Genomic DNA, 18,628 nt, shown 5'->3' with positions numbered 1-18,628 from the left:
GGCCCGGTGGGAGCGGCGATCCGCATCCCACCGGGCCCTCGCCCGTGTCGCTCGGGCTTCGGTCAGCCGCGCGCGGCGGTGACGGCGGCGCCCAGCGCCTCCTTGATGCGCGGGCCCAGGCGGGCGAAGCCCAGCTCCTTCATCGCCGCACGGAGCAGCTCCTCGTCGCTGCGCTTCACGCCGTCGCCGTCCACCCACCGGACGACGGCGAGCAGTTCGTCGGCGGAGTAGGCGGTCACCGGACGGCCCGGAGTGAAGTCGGGCTTCTCCGGCCGACCGGCGGTCGCGGGCTCGACGACGGGCGCGGGCTCGACGGCGGGCACGGGTTCGACGGCGGTCGCGGGCTCGACGACGGGCGCGGGCTCCGGCTGGGGCTCGGGCGCGGCCTCGATGACGGTCTCGGCGACGGCCGCGGGCTCGGACTGGGGCTCGGGGGCGGCCTCGGGGGCGGCCTCGGTCTCGGGGGTGGTCTCCTCGGCGGTCGGCTCAACAGCCGTCACCTCGGGCTCGGCCTCGGCAGCCACCGGCTCGGCAGTCTCGACGGCGGGCGTGTCGACCTCGGTGGTCTCCTCGGCGACCGGCTCCACCTCGGCCTCGGTCTCCACGGCGGCGGTCGCGGTGGCCTCGGCCTCAGCGGCTGCCGCCTCGGGCTCGGCCTGCTCGGCCTGCTCGGCCTGCTCGGACTCCAGAACCGGCTCGACCTCGGGCTCGGCCACGGCCTCCGCGGTGGCTTCCTCGGCGACCGGCTCGACGGCCGCCACCTCGACCTCGGGCTCGGCGACCTCGACCACGGCCTCCGCCACGGTCTCGACCTCGGGCTGGGTCTCCTCGACCTCGGCGGCAACGACCTCGGGCTCGGCCGCCTCGACCACCTCGGCCGAGGCGACCTCGTCCGCAGCCTCCTCGACAACCGTCTCCTCGACCTCGTCGGCCTCCAGAGCCTCCGCGGCCTCCACGGCCGGGACGACCTCGGTCGTCTCCTCGACGACCTCGACCACGGCGGCCTCGGCCTCGGCCTCGGGCTGGACCTCGGCCTGGGCCTCGGGCTCGGGCTTCGCCGGGAGGATCGGGGTGACGTCGACCAGGTCGTCCGCCGCGGGGGACGGCGCCGGGAGCGTCACGACGAGGGGCTGAACCGCCACGGGCTCCTCGATGACGAGCTCGTCGGCCTCCAGCACCGGCTCCGCGTCCGCAGCGTCCGGCTCGACCGCGGCCTCGGCCACCACCTCGGGCTCGGCCGCCGCAACAACCTCCGGCTCCGGCTCGACGGCAACCGCCGCCTCCGCGACCTCCGCGGTGCCCGGCTCGGTCTCGACCTCCGCCTCCGCGTCCGTCTCCGCGTCGGTCTCCGGCTCCGGCTCGGCCTCGTCCCGGGTGCCGGCGAGACCGTCCCGCTGGCCGCCGGCCAGGGCCTGGCGGGCGGTGAAGGCGGCCTCGGCCGCGCGGCGGTCGGCGCGGGCCTCGGTGAGCTCGGCGAGCAGGTCGGCGAGGCCGGCCTCCTCCAGGGTGGCGCGCAGCGAGCGGATGGTGGGGAGGCGGTAGAGGGTGCCCTCGTCCGCCGCGAGCCGCTCGACCAGGTCGATCAGCTCGCCGAACGGCAGCCCGTCCAGATCGTGCGCGGGCAGCAGGCGGGCCAGCTCGCGCAGGCCGGTGCCGATCGCCTCGAAGGCGGTGGCGGTGCTCTCGACCAGCGCGCCGTCTGCGGGCGGGTTCGGCAGGGTGCCGGACGGGGCGAGGACGGCCCAGGCCCGGCGCTCGATCTCGGCGGAGCTGAAGGCCTCGTGCAGCTCCTCGGGGCGGACCTTGCGGCCGTCGAGGGCGAACGCCGCGGCCTGCTTGCGCAGCCCGCGGACCTTCAGGAACGACAGCTTGACGCCGCGCTCGCGCCGCCAGGCCCGATCGGCGGTGGCGGCGATGAGTGCGTCGAGGTCGGCGTCGTAGGCGGCGCCGACCAGCGTCGTGGAGGTCTTGTGGACGCGCTGGAGGAGCTCGACCAGCAGCGCCGCCTTGGCGACGGTGTCCGGTTCGTCCAGCTTCACGTCGGCGGCGAGGGCGGTGACGGCGTCCCAGGTCTGCTGGAGGTCGCGGCCGCGCAGCTCGGCGAGCACGGTGGAGGCGGCGCGGGCGTCCTCGGGGGTGGCGACCGTGTCGACGGCCGCGTACCAGGCGTGGCTCTCCGCGGTGAGGGTGAAGGCGCCGAGCTCGGCGTAGCGGCCGAGCTCGTCCCGGAGGTCGGGGTCCGTCGCAGCCGGCCGGGCCGTGGTCTGCTCCAGGTCGGTGGCGTCCGTGGTGTCGGCGGCGTCCGTGGCGGTCTCGGCGTCGGCGGCCTTGGCATCGGCGGCGTCGGACGCGTCGGCGTTGCGCGAGTGAAGCACTGTCATGTGAGGTCCGGTTCTGGGCGACTGCGGCGGGGGCTGGGCGACGGGGGACGGCCGACCGGGTGCGCGGGGCCCCGGCGGGAGGGGGCCGGGGGGCGCGCGATCGGCCTGCCGGTTGTGGAGGCCCAGAATACGGGTGCCCGTTCGAGCCTTGCACGCACCCACCGCCCGATGGACCGATGTGGCGTGCCACACCGCTCACCTGGGCGCTACTCGGGAGGACCGGACGGGTGATGCGGTCCGTGGCCCGACCGGCGGTGCTGCGCGGGGCCGGACGGGCGGTGCGGTCCCGGTGCGGACCGGCGGCCGCGACCGCCGCGGAGCCCGTCCACCGGAACCGTGCGGGTGCGCCGGCCGAGGGGTGGCCGGTAGCCGGATCGGGTGAGGGCGTCAAGGCTGACGGGGCCGAGGTACTCGTACAGCTCGGTCCGGTGCCACCACGCGCCGGTCTCCCGCAGTTCGCGCCAACCGGTGAACCGGTAGAGGTGGAGGGTCGCCCGGACGTGCGTGGGTGGGGCGTCTGGGAAGGGGTTGCTCCGCAGCAGCCGCAGGGTGTCCGGGTCGTTGACGAGCAGCCGGGCGACGAACGGCAGGAACCAGGGCCGGGCGTACGCGGGCGAGATCCCGGCGAACCACATCAGCCAGTCCAGCCGCAGGTGGTAGGGGGCGTACTGGCGCGGGAGCCGGCGCACGTCGCCGGGCTTGCCCTTGAAGCCGTACTCGCGCCAGACCGTGTGCCGGGTGACGGCGGGCTCGTCGGTCCCCTCCACGACGACCTCCTGGCGGATCCGGTTGATGCTGCCGAAGGCTCCGTAGGTGTTGACCAGGTGGAGGCGGTTGAAGGAACGGTTCATGACCTGGCCGCGGGAGAGCATGTTCCGCACCGGCCAGTAGCTGAGCACGGCGACGCCGGCGGTCAGCGCGATCACCAGGACCTCGAACCAGACCGGTGTGCCGCCGTAGGAGCGGGGATCGACCGGCAGGCCGAGCCGGGCGGGGTCGACGGCGGCGAGGGCCAGCGTGATGGTGAGCCAGTTGAGCCAGGCGAAGTTCCCGGAGGCGACCAGCCAGAGCTGGGTCACCACGATCACGCAGGCCGCGTACGTGGCGACCGGCTGCGGGAGGAGGAGGGCGACCGGGACCACGAGCTGGGTGACGTGGTTGGCGGCGGCCTCGACCCGGTGCAGCGGGGCGGGCAGGTGGTGGAAGAACCAGCTGAGCGGGCCGGGCATGGGCTGGGTCTCGTGGTGGTAGCGCAGGCAGGTCAGGTCGCGCCAGCAGCTGTCGCCGCGCAGCTTGATCAGGCCGGCGCCGAACTCGACCCGGAAGACCAGCCAGCGCATCAGCCAGAGCACCGCGACGGGCGGGGCGACGTCCTCGTTGCCGAGGAAGACGGCGAGGAAGCCCGCCTCCAGCAGCAGGGACTCCCAGCCGAAGGAGTACCAGGTCTGCCCGACGTTGACGATCGAGAGGTAGAGGACCCAGAGCACCGTCCACAGCAGCATGGCCGCCCAGAGCGGCACGGCGTCGCCGAGCCCGCCGACCAGCGCGGCGGAGACCGCGGCGCCGGTCAGGGCGACGGCGGCGAAGAAACGGTCGCTGTAGTGGAGGTGGAAGAGGCCGGGCGCTCGGCGGAACGGCACCCGGGCGGTGAAGCTGGGCACCGGGAGCATCCCCGAGGAGCCGATCAGGGCCCGGAACTGGGCGGCGGCGGCGAGGAAGCCGGTGAGGTAGAGGCCGGCGAGCAGCCGTTGCACGAGCAGTCGGCTGAGCCAGTACTCGGGGGCGGCGAACCAGTCCATGCGGCCCATGCCTACCACCGGCGGGGCGGCCGGGCGGCCGGGCCGGCTGCGCGGCGGTGGCGGTTCACCCGGGCGGCACCGTCACCGGAGAGCCTCGTGGCGGGGAGCCTCTCCTCGGGGGTGAGAGGCGCCCCGCCACGATGACGGTGCGACGTGCGGCGCGACGTGCGGTACGACGTTCAGTACGGCGTTCGGTACGGCGGTCGAGTGCGGTCGAAGGTGCGCTGGACGGTGCGGTCGACGGCCGGCTCAGGGCTCAGCCCGGCAGGAGCGGTCCGGTCTCCCCGCCACCGAGGCCCGGGCGTCCGACGGCGGTCCCGTTCTGCTGCAGCCGGTCGACCAGCAGGGCGGCGAGCGTGCCCAGCTCCTCCTCGGTGCGGGACTGCGCGGTGACGTCCATGCCGACGGTGACGACGCCGTGGACCTGCCCGGTCCGGGCGCTCCGGAGCGGGGTGCAGGTGAAGCTGAAGATCTGCTGGATCCGCTGGGCGTCCGGCCGGACCGACTGAATACGGACCTCGTTGAGGACGGTGGCCCGCCCCGTGTGGTACGCCTCGGCGACCGCCCGGTCCAGGCCGGCGGCACCGAGCTGCGGGTAGGCCATGCCGACCGATCCGTACACCGTCGGGGCGCCGAAGGTGTCGGCGTGCTGGGCGTTGGCGTAGCGGATCTCCTGGCCGGGGCCGTCGGTCAGCATGATCGGGAAGGGCGAGCCGTCGAAGGCCGCGAACATCTCCTGCTGCTGAGCGAGCAGGTTGTCGCGCAGCCGGATCTCGGAGAGCAGGGCCTCGGCGAGGTGCTGGATGTCGCGCAGCCGCTCGCGCCCCCACTGGCGGGGCTCGCGGTCGAGGACGCAGACGGTGCCGATGACGGTGTTGGTGTCGTCGACCAGCGGGGCCCCGAGGTAGGCGCGCACGCCCAGCTCGTCGACGACCGGGTTCCCGGCGAAGCGCGGGTAGGCCAGGATGTCGTCGAGGGCGAGCGGCGAGCGCTGCGCGACGACGTGCGGGCAGAAACCGTGGCTCAGCGGCATCTCCCGGGTCGGGAGGTCGAACGCGATGCCGCGGTCGGCCCAGGAGGCACCGATTTCGGCCGTGGTCTCGGCGGAGGTTGGCGGAATGTAGAGCCCCCGGAACATCTGCCGCTCGTCGTTGATGAAGTTGACCATCGCGATGGGGGCGCGGGTGATGCTGGCGGCGAGGTGAGCGAAGCGGTCGAAGGCCTCGTCCGCGGTCGGCTCGTTGAGACCGAGGCTGCGCAGCCTGCGGGTCCGCTCGGACTCGCCGCCGGCACCCGGGAACTGGCCTTGAGTGCTCATCACATCAGTCATGTCGCACATGTAATCAGACATCAGGCGCCAGCCGCGCTCCCGGCCCACCGCGGACAGCTTGCTGATGCTCAGCCAAAGCGGCACGTGAGCGGGGTGGGGCCGGGCGGCAAAAACGGGGGAAGATCGTTTCCCCTCCTGACGGCCGTTCAACCCACTTCGGCTACCGACCTATCCGGATCCGGCCAATCCAAGATCCACACTGGAGGCGCCCTGATTACCGGACAACAATGGCCCTGCCGAAAATACGGGCGGTTTCCCCCCCAAGGACTCGGCCCGGCTACTCCGCACGCACCGGCTGCACCCAGGGCAACCGGCCGCCATCCCAACTCCCCACCCTTGGGCGGCCGGCGCGGATCGGCGGCACGGATGGAGGCACGACAAACCGACGGACCCGAGAGGAACCAGCATGGCGATGGACTACTTCACCGACGAGCGACACGAGAGCCTCCGGGCGGAGGTACGTGAGTTCGCCGAGAAGGAGGTACGTCCGCAGGTGGCCAGAATGGAAGCCACTCGCGAGGTCGAGTTCGTGCTCTCCCGCGAGATCGCCCGCCGCGGCTGGATCGGCGCCACCATCCCGCGCAAGTTCGGGGGGATGGGTCTCGGCCACCTCGCCAAGACGGTCATCGTCGAGGAGCTGTCCCGGGTCAGCGGTGCGATGGGGGCCATGACGCAGGCCTCGCAGCTGGGCATCGCCAAGGTCATCCACTTCGGCTCGGACGCCCAGCGCCGGAAGTGGCTGCCCCGGTTCGCCTCCGGGGAGTCGCTGCCGACCATCGCCGTGACCGAGCCCGAGTCCGGCGGCCACGTCCTTGGCATGAGCGGCACCGCGCGCCGCGAGGGCGACGAGTACGTGCTCAACGGCCGCAAGTGGTTCGTTGGCAACTCGCACATCGCGGACGTGCACGGCGTGGTGTTCCGCACCGGCAAGGGCAGCAAGGGCCTGTCGGCGTTCCTGGTCGAGAGCGACCGGCCCGGCTTCCGCACCGGCGAGCTCGGCACCCAGAGCGGCCTGCACGGCTTCAGCTTCGGCGAGATCGTCTTCGAGGACTGCCGGATCCCGGTCACCAACCGGCTCGGCCGGGAGAGCCAGGGCCTGGACGTCGCCTACTCCTCGTCCACGCTCTACGGCCGGCTCAACCTGGCCGCCGTCGCGCTCGGCATCCACGTCGCGATCGTCGAGGACACCGTGCGCTTCGCCGAGGAGCGGATGCTCTACGGCAAGCCGCTCTCCCAGCTGCCCAACATCGCGCTCAAGCTGGGCGAGATGCAGTCCCGGCTGATGACCGCCAAGCTCGCCGCCTACCACGCCTCGCACCTGCTCGACCACGGCAAGGCCTGCGACGCGGAGCTGATGAACGCCAAGCTGATCAACACCGAGTACGCACTGGACTCCGCCCGCAACGCGATGGAGATCCACGCCGCCCGGGGCCTGCAGAGCGAGTTCCGGATCGAGCGCTACCTGCGGGACGCCACCCACATCTACCCGCCGGCCGGCACCTCGGACGTCCAGCGGCTGCGGCTGGGCCAGTTCGCGACCGGCGCCTACGGCAAGGAGTGGTCGGCGGAGCTCTCCGACCTGGCCAGTTGGGCCTGGACCGAGCTCGCCGAGCGCGAGGCCGCCGCGGAGGCGGCGGCCGTGGCGGCCCAGACCGGGGGTGCGTCGCTGCTGCACATGCCGCTGGCGGGCTGACCGGCGGATCCGCCCGAACGCCCGCCCGGCGGGCGGCGGGTGGCGGGTGGCGGGTGGACCGCCGGCCGTGCGGGCGTCGGGCGGACGGCGGTCGGCGGTCGGCGGTCGGCGGTCGGCGGTCGGCTCGATCGTGAACCGGCCATTCCAGTCGTGGGAATGACTGATGGTCCGTTCGATTCACCGGACGCCGAAGGGCGTCACCGTCCGGTCTCCGGACCGTTCACCGGGCAGCCCCTCGGCCCGACAAGTTTTGACCTGTTCCTGACGGCTTTCCGGGGGGCGCCCAGCGACCCCCGGAAAGCCGTCGTCGCGTCCATGACCCCGACCTGACCAGCGGTGATGCCTCGGCGAAGGCTGGAACAGGGGGCGGACACCGTGTCATCACCCGTTCACGTATCGTCAGTTGATGTTGCGACGGGGCCACCTCGGGCTGGTAGCGTGCCTGCAGTCGGCGGCCGTGTTGCACCGCCCGGACGGTGACACTGCGTCACTCCATCCGGCATTCCCTCCGGACATCGCCGGCCGTGAGCGTCCCGGTGCCCCGGCCGGGGAGCGCACCGGACCGCACTCGGGGGACCCGCCGTTCGGCCCAGCAACAAGGAATCAGATGCCAGGCATATCGGCCCCCCGGACGGGCCACCGCGCCGGCCGGTCCGGCTCCCTCCGCAGCTCCCTCCTCGGCCTCGTGCTGGTCCCCTGTCTGGGTCTCGCCGCCGCCTGGGGCTACGCCGCCTACCTGTTGCGCGACGCCGGACACCGCACCTCCCTGCTGACCGTCAGCGCGCTCGTCGTGATCGTCCTGCTCTGGAGCCTGATCCGCGGCATCGGGGTGGCCCGGGCCCTCTCCGCCCGGCTCGCGGGCCTGCGCGCCGACACCCTCACCCTCGCCCAGCACGAGATCCCCGACGTCGTCGGCCGGCTCCGGGCCGGCGAGTCCGTACCCCCGCCGCCCGCCTGGGCCCCCTCCCGGCGGGCCGCCGACGAGCTCCAGCAGACCGCCGACGGCCTGGCCGCCGTCCGGCAGGCCGCCCTCGCCGCCATCGTCCACCAGGCCCAGGGCCGCGAGGGAACGAAGAAGGTCTTCCTCAACATCGCCCGCCGCACCCAGATCCTGATCCACCGCCAGATCAGCATGCTGGACGCGCTGGAGCGCGAGCACGAGGAACCCGACCTGCTGCGCGAGCTGTTCGCCGTCGACCACCTGGCCACCCGGATGCGGCGCAACGCCGAGAACCTGGTCATCCTCGGCGGCGCGCTGCCCGCCCGGCGCTGGCGCAACGCCGTGCCCGTGGTCAACGTGCTGCGCAGCGCCGTCTCCGAGACCGAGAACTACTCCCGGGTGGTCGTCCAGGGCGTCCCGCGCACCTCGCTCAGCGGGCAGGCCGTCGCCGACGTGATCCACCTGATCGCCGAGCTTATCGAGAACGGCACCACCTTCTCCCCGCCCTACACCCAGGTGCAGGTCTCCGCCCAGGAAGTCCCCAAGGGCCTGGCCGTCGAGGTCGAGGACCGCGGCCTCGGCATGGGCGAGGAGGACTACGAACGCCTCAACGACTACCTGGCCAACCCGCCCGAGCTGGACGTCTCCGCACTCGGCGACGACCTGCGGCTCGGACTCTTCGTGGTGGCCCGGCTCGCCGCCCGGCACGACATCCAGGTCACGCTGCGCCCCTCGCCCTACGGCGGGACGCGGGCCGTGGTGCTGGTGCCGTCGGTGCTGCTGGAGCAGGCGCAGCCGGCCGCTTCGGTGCCCGGCCTGCCAGCCGGTGCCCGGGTCACCCGGACGCCGGTGCCGGAGCTCGGACAGCCCGCGGACGGCGGGCCGACCGACGGGACCGACGGTGGCGACGAGCTGTCGGGAGCCCTGGCCGGAGTGCTCGGCGGCCTGCTGGGCGGCGGCCCGACGGCGGCCGAGGGGCCGTTGGCCGGGAACGCGGACGGTGCCGGTGGTGGCACCGGTACCGGTGAGCAGCAGGACGGCGGCCTCACCGTCGGCGAACTGCTCGCCCAGTACGACCGGTACGGCGACGCCGGCGCGCGCGAGGCGGGCCCCCTCACCAACGGCGGCCTGCCGGTGGGCGCTTCGATCCCCGGCCTGCCCGGCGCCGTGGTCGTCCCCCGGCCGGCCATGCCTCGGCCGTACGACACCCCGCTGGGCGAGGCTCCGGCGGCCGGCGCCCCGGCTATCGGGACTCCTGCGGCCGGGACCCTTGCGGCCGGTGGCCCGGCCGGCTTGGCGGGTGGGCCTGCCGGCGCCCCGGGGTCCCCGAACGACGCGGACGCGCGGGCGGACGTCGGCGGCCCGGTCGGTACGGCCGCCGCGGGCGGTCCGGCGCAAGGCCGGACGCCGGCCGACGCCGCCGCGCCCACCCACGAGCGCGCCCAGGACGCCCCCCTGGAGCACGGCCCGGACGGCGAGCTGCGCACCCCGCGCGTCCTGCCGCAGCGGGTACGGAACGCCAGCCTGGCCGAGCAGTTGCGCGAGGCCAACGCGCCCGGCGGAATGCTTCCGCCGCCGGCCGGCTTCCCCGGCGCGACGGGCGGCGCGGGCGGCAACACCTTCGGCAGCGGCACGTTCGGTGGTGGCTCGTTCGGCGGCAGCACCTTCGGCGGCAGCGCGTTCGACGGCGGGACGATGGGCGGGACCGCCGCCGGCGGTGCGCCCGGCGCCGCTGCCGCCGGCACCGCCGACCCGGGCCCCATCGACGACCCCTCGCCGCAGCGCTCCCGCGCCACCATGGCCGCCATCCAGCGCGGCACCCGTACCGCCCGTGCGGCGGACCCCGACTCGGACGCCACGGCCGTTCCCCCGGCACCGGCCGCACCCTCCGCAGCTAAGGATCAGCAGTGATGACGCAGTACACCGACACCCAGCGCGACCTCAACTGGCTGCTCGACCAGCTGGTGGCGCGGGTCCCGGAGACCCGGCACGCCATCGTCCTCTCCGAGGACGGCCTGCTGGTCGGACTCTCCCAGGGCCTGGACCGCGCCGACGCCGAGCACCTCTCGGCCGTCGCCTCCGGCCTGCAGAGCCTCGCCCGCGGCGCCGGCCACCGCTTCAACGGCGGCCGGGTCCGGCAGACGGTGATCGAGATGGACCAGCTGTTCCTCTTCGTCACCACCGCCGGCCAGGGCGCCCGGCTGGCCGTGCTGACCAGTGAGCTCGTCGACGCCGGCCTGATGGCCTACGAGATCAACATGCTGGTCAAGCAGGTCGGCCAGTACCTCACCGCCGCGCCGCGCAGCGACGCCGGCCAGGTCGGCGTGGGCGGCGGTGCGTGACCGTCGACGCCGAGGAGGCCTGGTTCTTCGACAAGGACGCCGGCCATCTGGTCCGCCCCTACGCCATCACCAACGGGCGGACCGGCCCGGTCCGTGACGGCTTCGCGCTGATCACCCTGGTGGTCACCGCCGACCCCCGCACGGACACGTCGCGGATGTCGCCCGAGCCGGCCGCCATCATCGACCTGTGCCGCGAACGCCCGCTCGCCGTGGCCGAGATCGCAGCCGGCCTGGACCTGCCGGTGAGCGTCGTGAAGGTCCTGCTGGACGACCTGGCCGAGGCCCGGTTGATCCTCACCCGGGCTCCCGTGCAGCTCGCCGAGGCGCCGGACATCTCGCTGATCCAGGCCGTGATCGAGGGCGTCCGCCGGCTCTGACCGAAGGCCTCGGCCCCCTGCTCGCACCGCCACCTCCCGTTCCCCTCCAGGAGACCCGAATTGACGACCCAGAGCCTGGTGCCGGGCGCGGTCAAGATCCTCGTAGCCGGCGGCTTCGGCGTCGGCAAGACCACCATGGTCGGCTCGGTCAGCGAGATCGAACCCCTGCAGACCGAGGAGCGGATGACCCGCGCCAGCATCGGGGTCGACAGCCTTGAGGGCGTCCAGGAGAAGTCCACCACCACCGTCGCCATGGACTTCGGGCGGATCACCATCCACGACGAGCTGGTGCTCTACCTGTTCGGCACCCCGGGCCAGTTCCGGTTCTGGTTCATGTGGGACGACCTGGCGCTCGGCGCACTCGGGGCGATCGTGCTGGCCGACACCAGACGGCTGGAGTCCAGCTTCGCCGCCGTCGACTTCTTCGAGCAGCGCGGCATCCCCTTCGCGATCGGCGTCAACTGCTTCTACGGCCGCCGCGACTGCACCCCCGACGACGTCCGCCGCGCCCTCGACCTGGACCCGGGCGTCCCGGTCGTGCTCTGCGACGTCCGGGAACGCGCCTCCAGCAAGGAGCTGCTGCTCGCGCTGCTGGACCGCGTGCACCGCGACGCGCTCGCGGCGCGGCGTTAGGGCGGCGCGGCGTCAGGGCGTTGCACGGTTGCGGCGTCAGGGCGTTGCAGCGGTCCCGGAGCGGTGGCTCGGGGGAGGCCGTCCCGGGTAGCCGTTCCCGGGTCGGTCAGGTGGTGGCGGAGGCTGCCGGGGTGAGTTCCAACTCCTCCAGGGCGTGGACCAGCGGGGCCAGCTCCGGGGTCTCGGTGGCCTTGGCCAGCGTCGCCTCCAGCGCGGCGTCGTGCACCGGGCGGGCGGCCTGCAGCAGTTCACGACCCCGTGAGGTCAGCTCGGTGTAGATGCCGCGCCGGTCGTCCGCGCAGAGGTAGCGGCTGAGCAGGCCCCGGTCCTCCAGGCGGGTCACCAGCCGGGTGGTCGCACTGCTGCTCAGGGCCGCCGCGCGGGCCAGCTGCTGCATCCGCATGTGCCAGCCGTCCTGCCGGGAGAGCGCGTCCAGCACCGTGTACTCGACCACCGACAGCTGGTGCTCGGCCTGCAGCGCCCGCTCCAGTGCGGTGTCGATGAGACCGTGCAGCGCGGCGAGCGTGCGCCAGCCGCTCGCGCGGATCTCGGCGGCATCGTCGTGGATCCCCATGGCTCGCCCCTCTTCTTCCCCGGTCCCGTTCGGACCGCCGTCGGACCGGTCGCCGGACCGCCGTCCACCCCCGCCGACCGGTGCCCGGCGCCGACAGGGTGTCCGGCCCAGGTCAGCGGTATTACGACCGATCGAACGTCTCCCGTCCGCCCAGTATGCCATTCAGCGCGATTTACCTGTTTGTGCAAATACTTTCCCCTTCGGCCGGACCTCGTACGGCAGGGCGGGATCTGCCGCGGGGCCGCGGACGCGTCGGGGTCGGTCGTCGGCTCAGGGACCCGCTCAGGACCCGCTCAGGACCAGGTCTCCTCTCCCGCGGCCCAGGCGGCCGCGCAGAGTGCCGTGGCCAACTCCTCGCCGTAGCAGGCCGCCGCCAGCCACGCGGCGGTGAACGCCTCGTGGTCGTCCGCGACGACCCGGCCGAACACATCGCGCGGCTGGTCCGCCGCCGAGGCGCGCAGGGCGTCCAGCAGTACCGCCCCGGTGGCCAGGCCCGCCGACCTCAGCCGGGTCGCGTCGCCGTCCGCCGTCCCGGCGCCGAGCCCGAGGGCCTGCCGCCCGCCCGTCACCGCCTGCTCGACCCGGCGGGTGAGCAGGTGCACCGGGGCCTCGGGGGCCTCGGATGTGCCGGCTGTGCCGGGCAGATCGGGCGCGGCGGACGGCGTGAGGGCGTCGGCGCGCGGGGCGTCGGCGCGCAGGGCGTCGGCGCGCAGGGCGTCGGCGCGCAGGGCGGGCAGGACGAGGTCGGCGGTCTGCAGGCGTTCCAGGCCCAGGTTGACCCGACCCGACCGCGTGGCGGCCAGGGCCAGCGCCGGTTCGGCCGGTGTCGGTCCTGCCGGTGTCGGTTCGGTCGGCGTCGGTTCCGCCGACTGCACGTCGGACGGCGCCGGTTCGGCCGGGAGCGTCCCGATCGCGAGCAGGTGCAGCTCCGGCCGGGCTGCGCGCTCCAACCGGCCGATCACCCGCAACCGCAGCCCGGGCGCGGTGGCGAGCAGCGCCAGGTTGCCACGGAAGGCGAGCCCCGGGTGGTCGTGTGCCGCCCTGAGCGCGACGACCAGGCCGCCACCGCAGTCGGCGAGGAGCTGCGGCACACCGGCCGGCCCGTACGGTGCGGCACCGAGCAGCGTGACGTCCAGGAAGAGCAGGTCGCTCCCGGCCGGCCTGCTCTCGTACGGCACCGCCGTCGCCGACAGCGCACGCTCCACCTGGGCGGCGGGCGGCTCGGCCCAGAGTGCCGCGAGCGGCTCGGCCGTCCACGCCGCACCCGCCGCCCGGACCGCCCGCACCGAGGCACCGGCCCCGAGCCGCCCGTTGGCGGACCTGGTCGCTCCCTGGACGGCGAGCCCGGCACGGCTGAACTCGCCGTGGCCGAGCATGGCGTCACCGAGCCGGACCGCCCGGTTCGCGGCGCCGACGGCCTGGGGGGCCGCAGCCGTCGCGTCGGCATGCGGCATGACCTCCGCGACGGTGCTCAGCCGCCCACCGGCGTCCACCGCCCAGGTCAGCACGCCCGCGTGCGTGGCCGTCAGCACCGGTTCGGTGAAAAGCCCGTAGAGCCGCAGCCCGCCCGCCTCGTGGTAGGCCTGCCGGGCCGAACCGCGCAGCTCGGCGAGGCCGCCGGGCGGCAGTGCCGGCGAGGTCGCCGGCGACGTGGCCGGCGCCGTCGTCAGAACCGCGGTCAGAGCCGTCGTCAGGTCGAGCAGTTCACGCAGACCGGCGGCCAGGTCCGCCAGCCGGTGGTCCGGCTCGCCCGAGCGCGCTGCACGGACCCTGGTCACCACCGCCACCGCGGCAGCGGCCGGGCGGTGGAGCCCGGCGAGCCGCGCCCGGTGGGCCGCCCGCAGCAGCTCGGCCTGGAGGACGGCGCCCGTGCCGCCGACACCCGCCGCGAGCACTGCCGCGGCGGCGTGGTGCAGGTGGTGGACGGCGGCCCGCTCGGCCGGCGACGGCGGGTCGGCCGGCTCGCCGGTCGACGGAGCGGCCCGTCGCCGGGCCTGCACGGGCGCGGAGCCGGGGTCGCCGGCCACAGCGGCTTCCGCAGCGGCGGCGGGGTCGGCGGCGTCGGCGGCGGTGCTGTCGCCGTCCGCCGCGTCGGTTTCCGCGTCGGTGTCGATGTCCGCGTCGGCGTCGGCGTCGGCGTCGGTGAGGCGGCAGACCGTCACCGCGGCCGCCCGGTGGACACAGGCCGGTGCGAGCAGGCAGCCACAGCGGACACCGGCCGGATCCCCGACCACCCCGCCGGGCGCGTGCAGGAGGAGTTCGGTCTCCTCGTCCACCGCGATCCGCCAGTCGTCGCCGGTGCGCTCGACCGGGCGGTCGGCCAGCTTGGCCGCCGCACCGTCCAACCGCTTCTGCAGCCGGGCCGACAGCCCGGCCACCACCTCGGCGACCACCTCCGGCCGGACCGCCGGCCACTGCGTCGTCGATGCCGTCATCGGACCTTCTCCCCCACCCAGCGGGCCAGTTCGAGCGGACTGAGCGCCGCCACGGGCATTCCGGCCGCGACCAGTTGGCCCGCGACCGCCTTGGAGTACCGCGCCTTCCCGGTGTCGTCCAGCGCGGCGCAGCCGAGCAGGTGGCACCCGGAGTCGACCAGCGCCCTGGTCTGCGCGAGCAGCCCGCCCACCGGGCCGCCCTCCTCGAAGTCGCTGATCACCGCGACCAGCGTCCGCGAGGGCACCGTCACCAGCTCCCGCGCGTACTTCAGCCCGGTCGCGATGCTGGTGCCGCCGCCGATCTGCACCTCCAGGAGCAGGCTCAGCGGATCCCGCACCCGTTCGGTCAGATCGACGATCTCGGTCGAGAAGGCGACGAAGTGCGTGCTCAGTGACGGCACCCCGGCCAGGATCGAGGCGGTCAGCGCCGCCCAGACGGTGGACGCCTCCATCGACCCCGAGACGTCCACGACCAGGATCAGCCGCCAGTCCGCGGCCTTGCGGGCCCTGGTCCGGAACACCGGCCGCTCGGGGACGATCAGCGTGCCCCGCTCCCCCTCGGGCCCCGGCGGGGCCGGGCGGGCGGTGGCGAGGTTGGCCCGGATCGTCCGGTCCAGGTCCAGCCCGCCGCCGGGCCGGCGACTCGGGCGCGGCACGCTGATGCCGGTCAGGGCCGGGCGCAGCCTGGTCGCCAACTCCCGGGTCAGCTCGTCCACCAGCCGCCGCACCAGCGGGCGCAGCGCGGCGATCCGCGCCTCGGGCAGGCCGCCGGCGTACTCCAGCACGGTCCGCAGCAGGTCGACGGACGGCCGCACGGTGTCCGGGTCGACGGCGTCCAGCGCGTCGGTGCGGCCGTGTGCCACGGCTGCGGCCAGTACCTCCTCGCGGATGCCGGGGCCGAACAGCGCGACCAGTTCCTCCGACCATTCGCGCACCCCCGGGTAGGGCGCCTCGCGCCCGCCCCGGTGGCCGCCGGCGCCGCCGCGCCCGTCCAGGCCGGGGCCCGAGCCCTCGCCGTGGCCGGTCCCGTAGAGCTCGTCGAGCGCGGTGGCCAGCCGGGCCGACCGCCCGCCCAGGCCGCCGCTGCCCGGTCGGCCGAGCAACAGGCGCCACCGCTCGGCGGGGGTGAGGGCCGGTGCCGTGGCGACGGCCGGACCGGGGGCCCCGGTCGCGGCCCCGGTCGGCGGGGTCGCACCGGCGGAGGTGGGTCCGGCGGAGGTGGAGCCGGCGGCGGGGGGCGTGTCCGTGCCGCCGGGCGCCGCGGGCGCCGGCGTCGGCGCGGACCGGCCGGCCTCCGGCCGGGTGACCGCCGTCGGAAGCAGACCGCGCCGGCCCAGTGCGGCACGGGCGTCGAGATCGGCACGGGCCCAACGGGCGAGCAGCGCGGGTGCGACGGTGTCCGGCAGGGCCTGCACCCGGGTGCCGAGACGCTCCTCCACCAGTGTCAGCAGTCGGTCGCGGGCAGCGGGGCTGAGAGTGTCGAAGCCGCCGCGCAGTGCGGGCAGCCGGTCGAGGAACGCCGTGTCGGAGAGTGCCGTCACTCGTTCCAGGACGGGTTCCAGAACCTCTGGTGCCGTGGCGAAGAGCCCTTCGGCCGCCGTGAGCATCCCGACCAGCGAGCGTGCGAGGGCGTGCCGGGCCGCGGGGTCGGTGGCCCCGTCGACCCAGGAGGCGGCGCGGCCGCCGAACGCCGAGGCGCTGTCCTGCCCGAGCAGCACCCGCACCGAGCCCGCCGCTCCCCGCACCAACGGGCTTCCGGTGTTGGCGAGTTCGGCGAGCACATGGCCGAGTCGCAGCCCGCCCGAGCGATCGGCGCGCCGGGCCAGCTCCAGCAGGGCCCGCGCGTCGGCGGGATCGTCCGAACCGCCCATGCCGTCGAGCTGCCGCACCGCGGCGACGGTCAGCAGCTCGGCCGCCGCCGCCGGCGCTGCGGCGCGAGCGGTGGCCTCCGGAGCCGCCGCGGCGCGGTCTCCCGGGGCGGCGGCGAGGGCGGCTGTGGGCGCGGTCCCGGCCTCGTCGTGGACCGGTCGATCGGCCGACGGGAGGCCGTCGGCCACCGGCAGGCCGGGGACGTGGCCGGCCGTGAGGCGGTCCAGGAGGGCGAGGCCGTCGAGGAGTTCGGGCAGCGTGCCGCTCTCCGGGAGGACGGCGGTGAGCTGGGCGAGGCGGACGTCGGCGAGAGCGGGCAGACCGCAGGCCGCGGCGTCCGCGAGGCCCCGCAGGACGTCGCGCCCGGTCGGGCCGTCGGCCTGCTGCTCGCGGCGCAGCCGTTCCCGCAGGGCGCCCTCGGCCGCCTGGGCGGGGGTGACACCGCGGGTGGCCGCGACCGTCAGCATGGCCGCGGTGGCCGGCGTCCACTGCACCTGCCAGCGGGTGCCGATGGTCTCGACGCCGCCCGCACCGGTGCCGGCGACCGGTTCGCCGTAGGGGACGCCGCAGGCGGTGAGGCGGTGGAGGAGCAGCTCGCGGCGGCGGTCGAGGGGTGAGCGCAGCGGGTCGAGCCGGAGGTCGCGCGGGGCGGACCCGGCGGCGTCGGCGGGCCCGGGCAGGCCGAGTTCGGCGAGCAGGGCCTCGACGGCGGGGGCCAGCCCGCTGCGGGGCGCCGCGGGGGCGGCCCGACCGGTGCGGGTGCCGACCAGGACGCGTTCGAGGGCGCGGGCGACCGCCCGGCCCCGGCCCAGTGGCTCGCCCTGGGCCAGCACGGTCTGCACGGCCTCGACGAGTTCGCCCCGGCCGGGGGCGGCGAGCCCGCGCAGCCGGGCGAGGTCGCCGGCGAGGCGGACGATCTCCCGGGCGTCGGCCGGGCCGGCGGGGTGCTCCTGGGTGCGCAGGGCCTCGCAGATCCGCACCGCGGTGCGGACGAGCGCCTCGGCGAGCCGTTCCCGGTCCCCGCCGGCTTCGAGGACGGTGTGCTGCCATTCCGGGTCCCGGATGCCGGCCGGGTAGCCGGAGCGGGCGTCCAACAGCGGGTAGGTGTACGGGATCAGGGAGAGGACGTGGCCGGCCGCCTGCGGCTCCCCCGCCGAGGAGTCGGCCGGCCCCGCCGCGGCCCGCGGGACCTCCACGGCCTCGGCAGCGTCGGCGGCGGCCGGATCGGCCGGTTCCGACGGCTGTGGTCCGTCCGGCTGCGCGGCGCCGTCGAGCAGCGCGGGCGCGTGGAACGCCCCGACGACGGCGGCGACGCGCCGACCGCCGGAAGCGGCGGCCGCGATCCGCGACCGCATCCAGGCCTCGCGCCGCAGGTCGTACGGGTCGACGCCGGGGCCTTCCTCGGCGTCGCGGCGCATGGCCCAGCCGACCAGCAGCGCGGCGCGCCGCACAGCCTCCGGGGTCGAGCCGGGAGCGGCGGTCTCCACCAGGCGGTCCCAGAGGTCCTCGTCGCCGTCCCGCCCGGTGAGCCGGCGGCGCAGCGCGTCGGTGACGCCCGGGCCGCGCCCGGCCACGGGAGCACCGTCCGCCCGGTCGGCGTCGGAACGGTCGGTACGGCTCCGGTCGGTGTCGGTGTCGCTGCCTCCGCTGCCGGTCCGGTCGGTGTCCGGGCGTCCGGCGTCGGCCCGGTGGGGCTCGGCGCGGTGGGGCTCGGCGCGGTGGGGCTCGGCGCGGTGGGGCTCGGCGCGGTGGGCGAGCGGAAGATCGCAGGCCACCGCCTCCACGCCGTTGCGCCGGGCCCACCGCAGGGCCGCCAGCTCCGGGGAGAAGTCGGCGAACGGGTAGAAGGCGAGCCCGGACGCCCCCGTGCCGCCCCCGGAGCCACCGTCCTCGGACCCGCCGGGGGCGGCGGCGAGGGCGACCGGCGCCTGGGTGGAGTCGTCCGCCAGCCAGCCGAGCCAGGGCTGGAACTCGGCGGGCAGCTCCACCAGCACCACCTCGGGCCGGACCGCGTCGAGCAGCGCGGGCACCACCGCGCTGAGCGACGGCGCGTGGTGCCGGACCCCGATCAGGTACGGCCCGGGCACGCCGTCGCCCGAGGCGGCCAGGCGCGCCGTCCCGGCCTCCACCGCCGCACGCGGGTCGCCGGCGCCGGCGGACCGGCCGGGGCGGCCGGTCCCAAGGCCGGTCCCAAGGCCGGCCTCGGCGGGGGCCGCTTCGCGGCCGGGAGGTGCCGCGCTGCTCGTCGTCGTCAT

11 protein-coding genes are annotated in these 18,628 nt (G+C 75.5%); 5 read left to right on the top strand and 6 right to left on the bottom strand.

Going from position 1 to position 18,628, the window contains the following annotated elements; all coding sequences use genetic code 11:
• Positions 1 to 62: 62 nt before the first annotated feature.
• From RMN57_RS29170 to RMN57_RS29160, 3 genes are all read right to left on the bottom strand, one after another.
• Positions 63 to 2,381: a hypothetical protein gene (locus RMN57_RS29170; RefSeq protein ID WP_313766260.1), complete on the bottom strand. Its 2,319-nt coding sequence runs from the start codon at positions 2,379 to 2,381 to the stop codon at positions 63 to 65.
• Positions 2,382 to 2,587: 206 nt separating this feature from the next.
• The gene (locus RMN57_RS29165; protein ID WP_313766259.1) at positions 2,588 to 4,180 is read right to left on the bottom strand and encodes a lipase maturation factor family protein; all 1,593 of its coding nucleotides are present in this window, start codon (positions 4,178 to 4,180) and stop codon (positions 2,588 to 2,590) included.
• A 256-nt stretch (positions 4,181 to 4,436) separates the two neighbouring features.
• Positions 4,437 to 5,498 carry a GAF domain-containing protein gene (locus RMN57_RS29160; RefSeq protein WP_313766258.1) on the bottom strand — a complete coding sequence of 354 codons (1,062 nt, stop codon included), beginning with the start codon at positions 5,496 to 5,498 and terminating at the stop codon, positions 4,437 to 4,439.
• Positions 5,499 to 5,922: 424 nt separating this feature from the next.
• On the opposite strand from RMN57_RS29160, the gene RMN57_RS29155 reads away from it, so the two are divergent.
• From RMN57_RS29155 to RMN57_RS29135, 5 genes are all read left to right on the top strand, one after another.
• Positions 5,923 to 7,203 carry an acyl-CoA dehydrogenase family protein gene (locus tag RMN57_RS29155; protein WP_313768008.1) on the top strand — a complete coding sequence of 427 codons (1,281 nt, stop codon included), beginning with the start codon at positions 5,923 to 5,925 and terminating at the stop codon, positions 7,201 to 7,203.
• A gap of 607 nt (positions 7,204 to 7,810) precedes the next feature.
• On the top strand, positions 7,811 to 10,054 hold the full coding sequence (locus tag RMN57_RS29150; RefSeq protein WP_313766257.1) for an ATP-binding protein: 2,244 nt from the start codon (positions 7,811 to 7,813) through the stop codon (positions 10,052 to 10,054).
• Entirely contained in the window at positions 10,054 to 10,485 is a 432-nt protein-coding gene (locus RMN57_RS29145) for a roadblock/LC7 domain-containing protein (protein ID WP_313766256.1), read from the top strand. Before RMN57_RS29150 ends, RMN57_RS29145 begins: the two co-directional genes overlap by 1 nt.
• Positions 10,482 to 10,862 (top strand): DUF742 domain-containing protein, encoded by a 381-nt coding sequence (locus tag RMN57_RS29140; protein WP_313766255.1) that lies wholly within the window; start codon positions 10,482 to 10,484, stop codon positions 10,860 to 10,862. The genes RMN57_RS29145 and RMN57_RS29140 overlap by 4 nt, the downstream gene beginning before the upstream one ends.
• 60 nt (positions 10,863 to 10,922) lie before the next feature.
• Entirely contained in the window at positions 10,923 to 11,495 is a 573-nt protein-coding gene (locus tag RMN57_RS29135; protein WP_313766254.1) for an ATP/GTP-binding protein, read from the top strand.
• A 106-nt stretch (positions 11,496 to 11,601) separates the two neighbouring features.
• Here RMN57_RS29135 and RMN57_RS29130 read toward each other — a convergent pair whose 3' ends face one another.
• From RMN57_RS29130 to RMN57_RS29120, 3 genes are all read right to left on the bottom strand, one after another.
• Positions 11,602 to 12,069, bottom strand: coding sequence for a MarR family transcriptional regulator (locus tag RMN57_RS29130; protein ID WP_313766253.1), 468 nt, complete (start codon positions 12,067 to 12,069; stop codon positions 11,602 to 11,604).
• 293 nt (positions 12,070 to 12,362) lie between these two features.
• A complete protein-coding gene (locus tag RMN57_RS29125) occupies positions 12,363 to 14,504 on the bottom strand; it encodes a hypothetical protein (RefSeq protein ID WP_313766252.1) in 2,142 nt (713 codons plus the stop codon).
• Positions 14,501 to 18,628, bottom strand: a complete 4,128-nt coding sequence (locus RMN57_RS29120; RefSeq protein WP_313766251.1) for a DUF5682 family protein — start codon at positions 18,626 to 18,628, stop codon at positions 14,501 to 14,503. The genes RMN57_RS29125 and RMN57_RS29120 overlap by 4 nt, the downstream gene beginning before the upstream one ends.

The organism is Kitasatospora sp. CM 4170, from assembly GCF_032110285.1.
GTDB lineage: Bacteria > Actinomycetota > Actinomycetes > Streptomycetales > Streptomycetaceae > Kitasatospora > Kitasatospora aburaviensis.
Note: the sequence above shows the minus strand (reverse complement) of the source record. Positions and strands in the feature narration are given on the sequence as shown.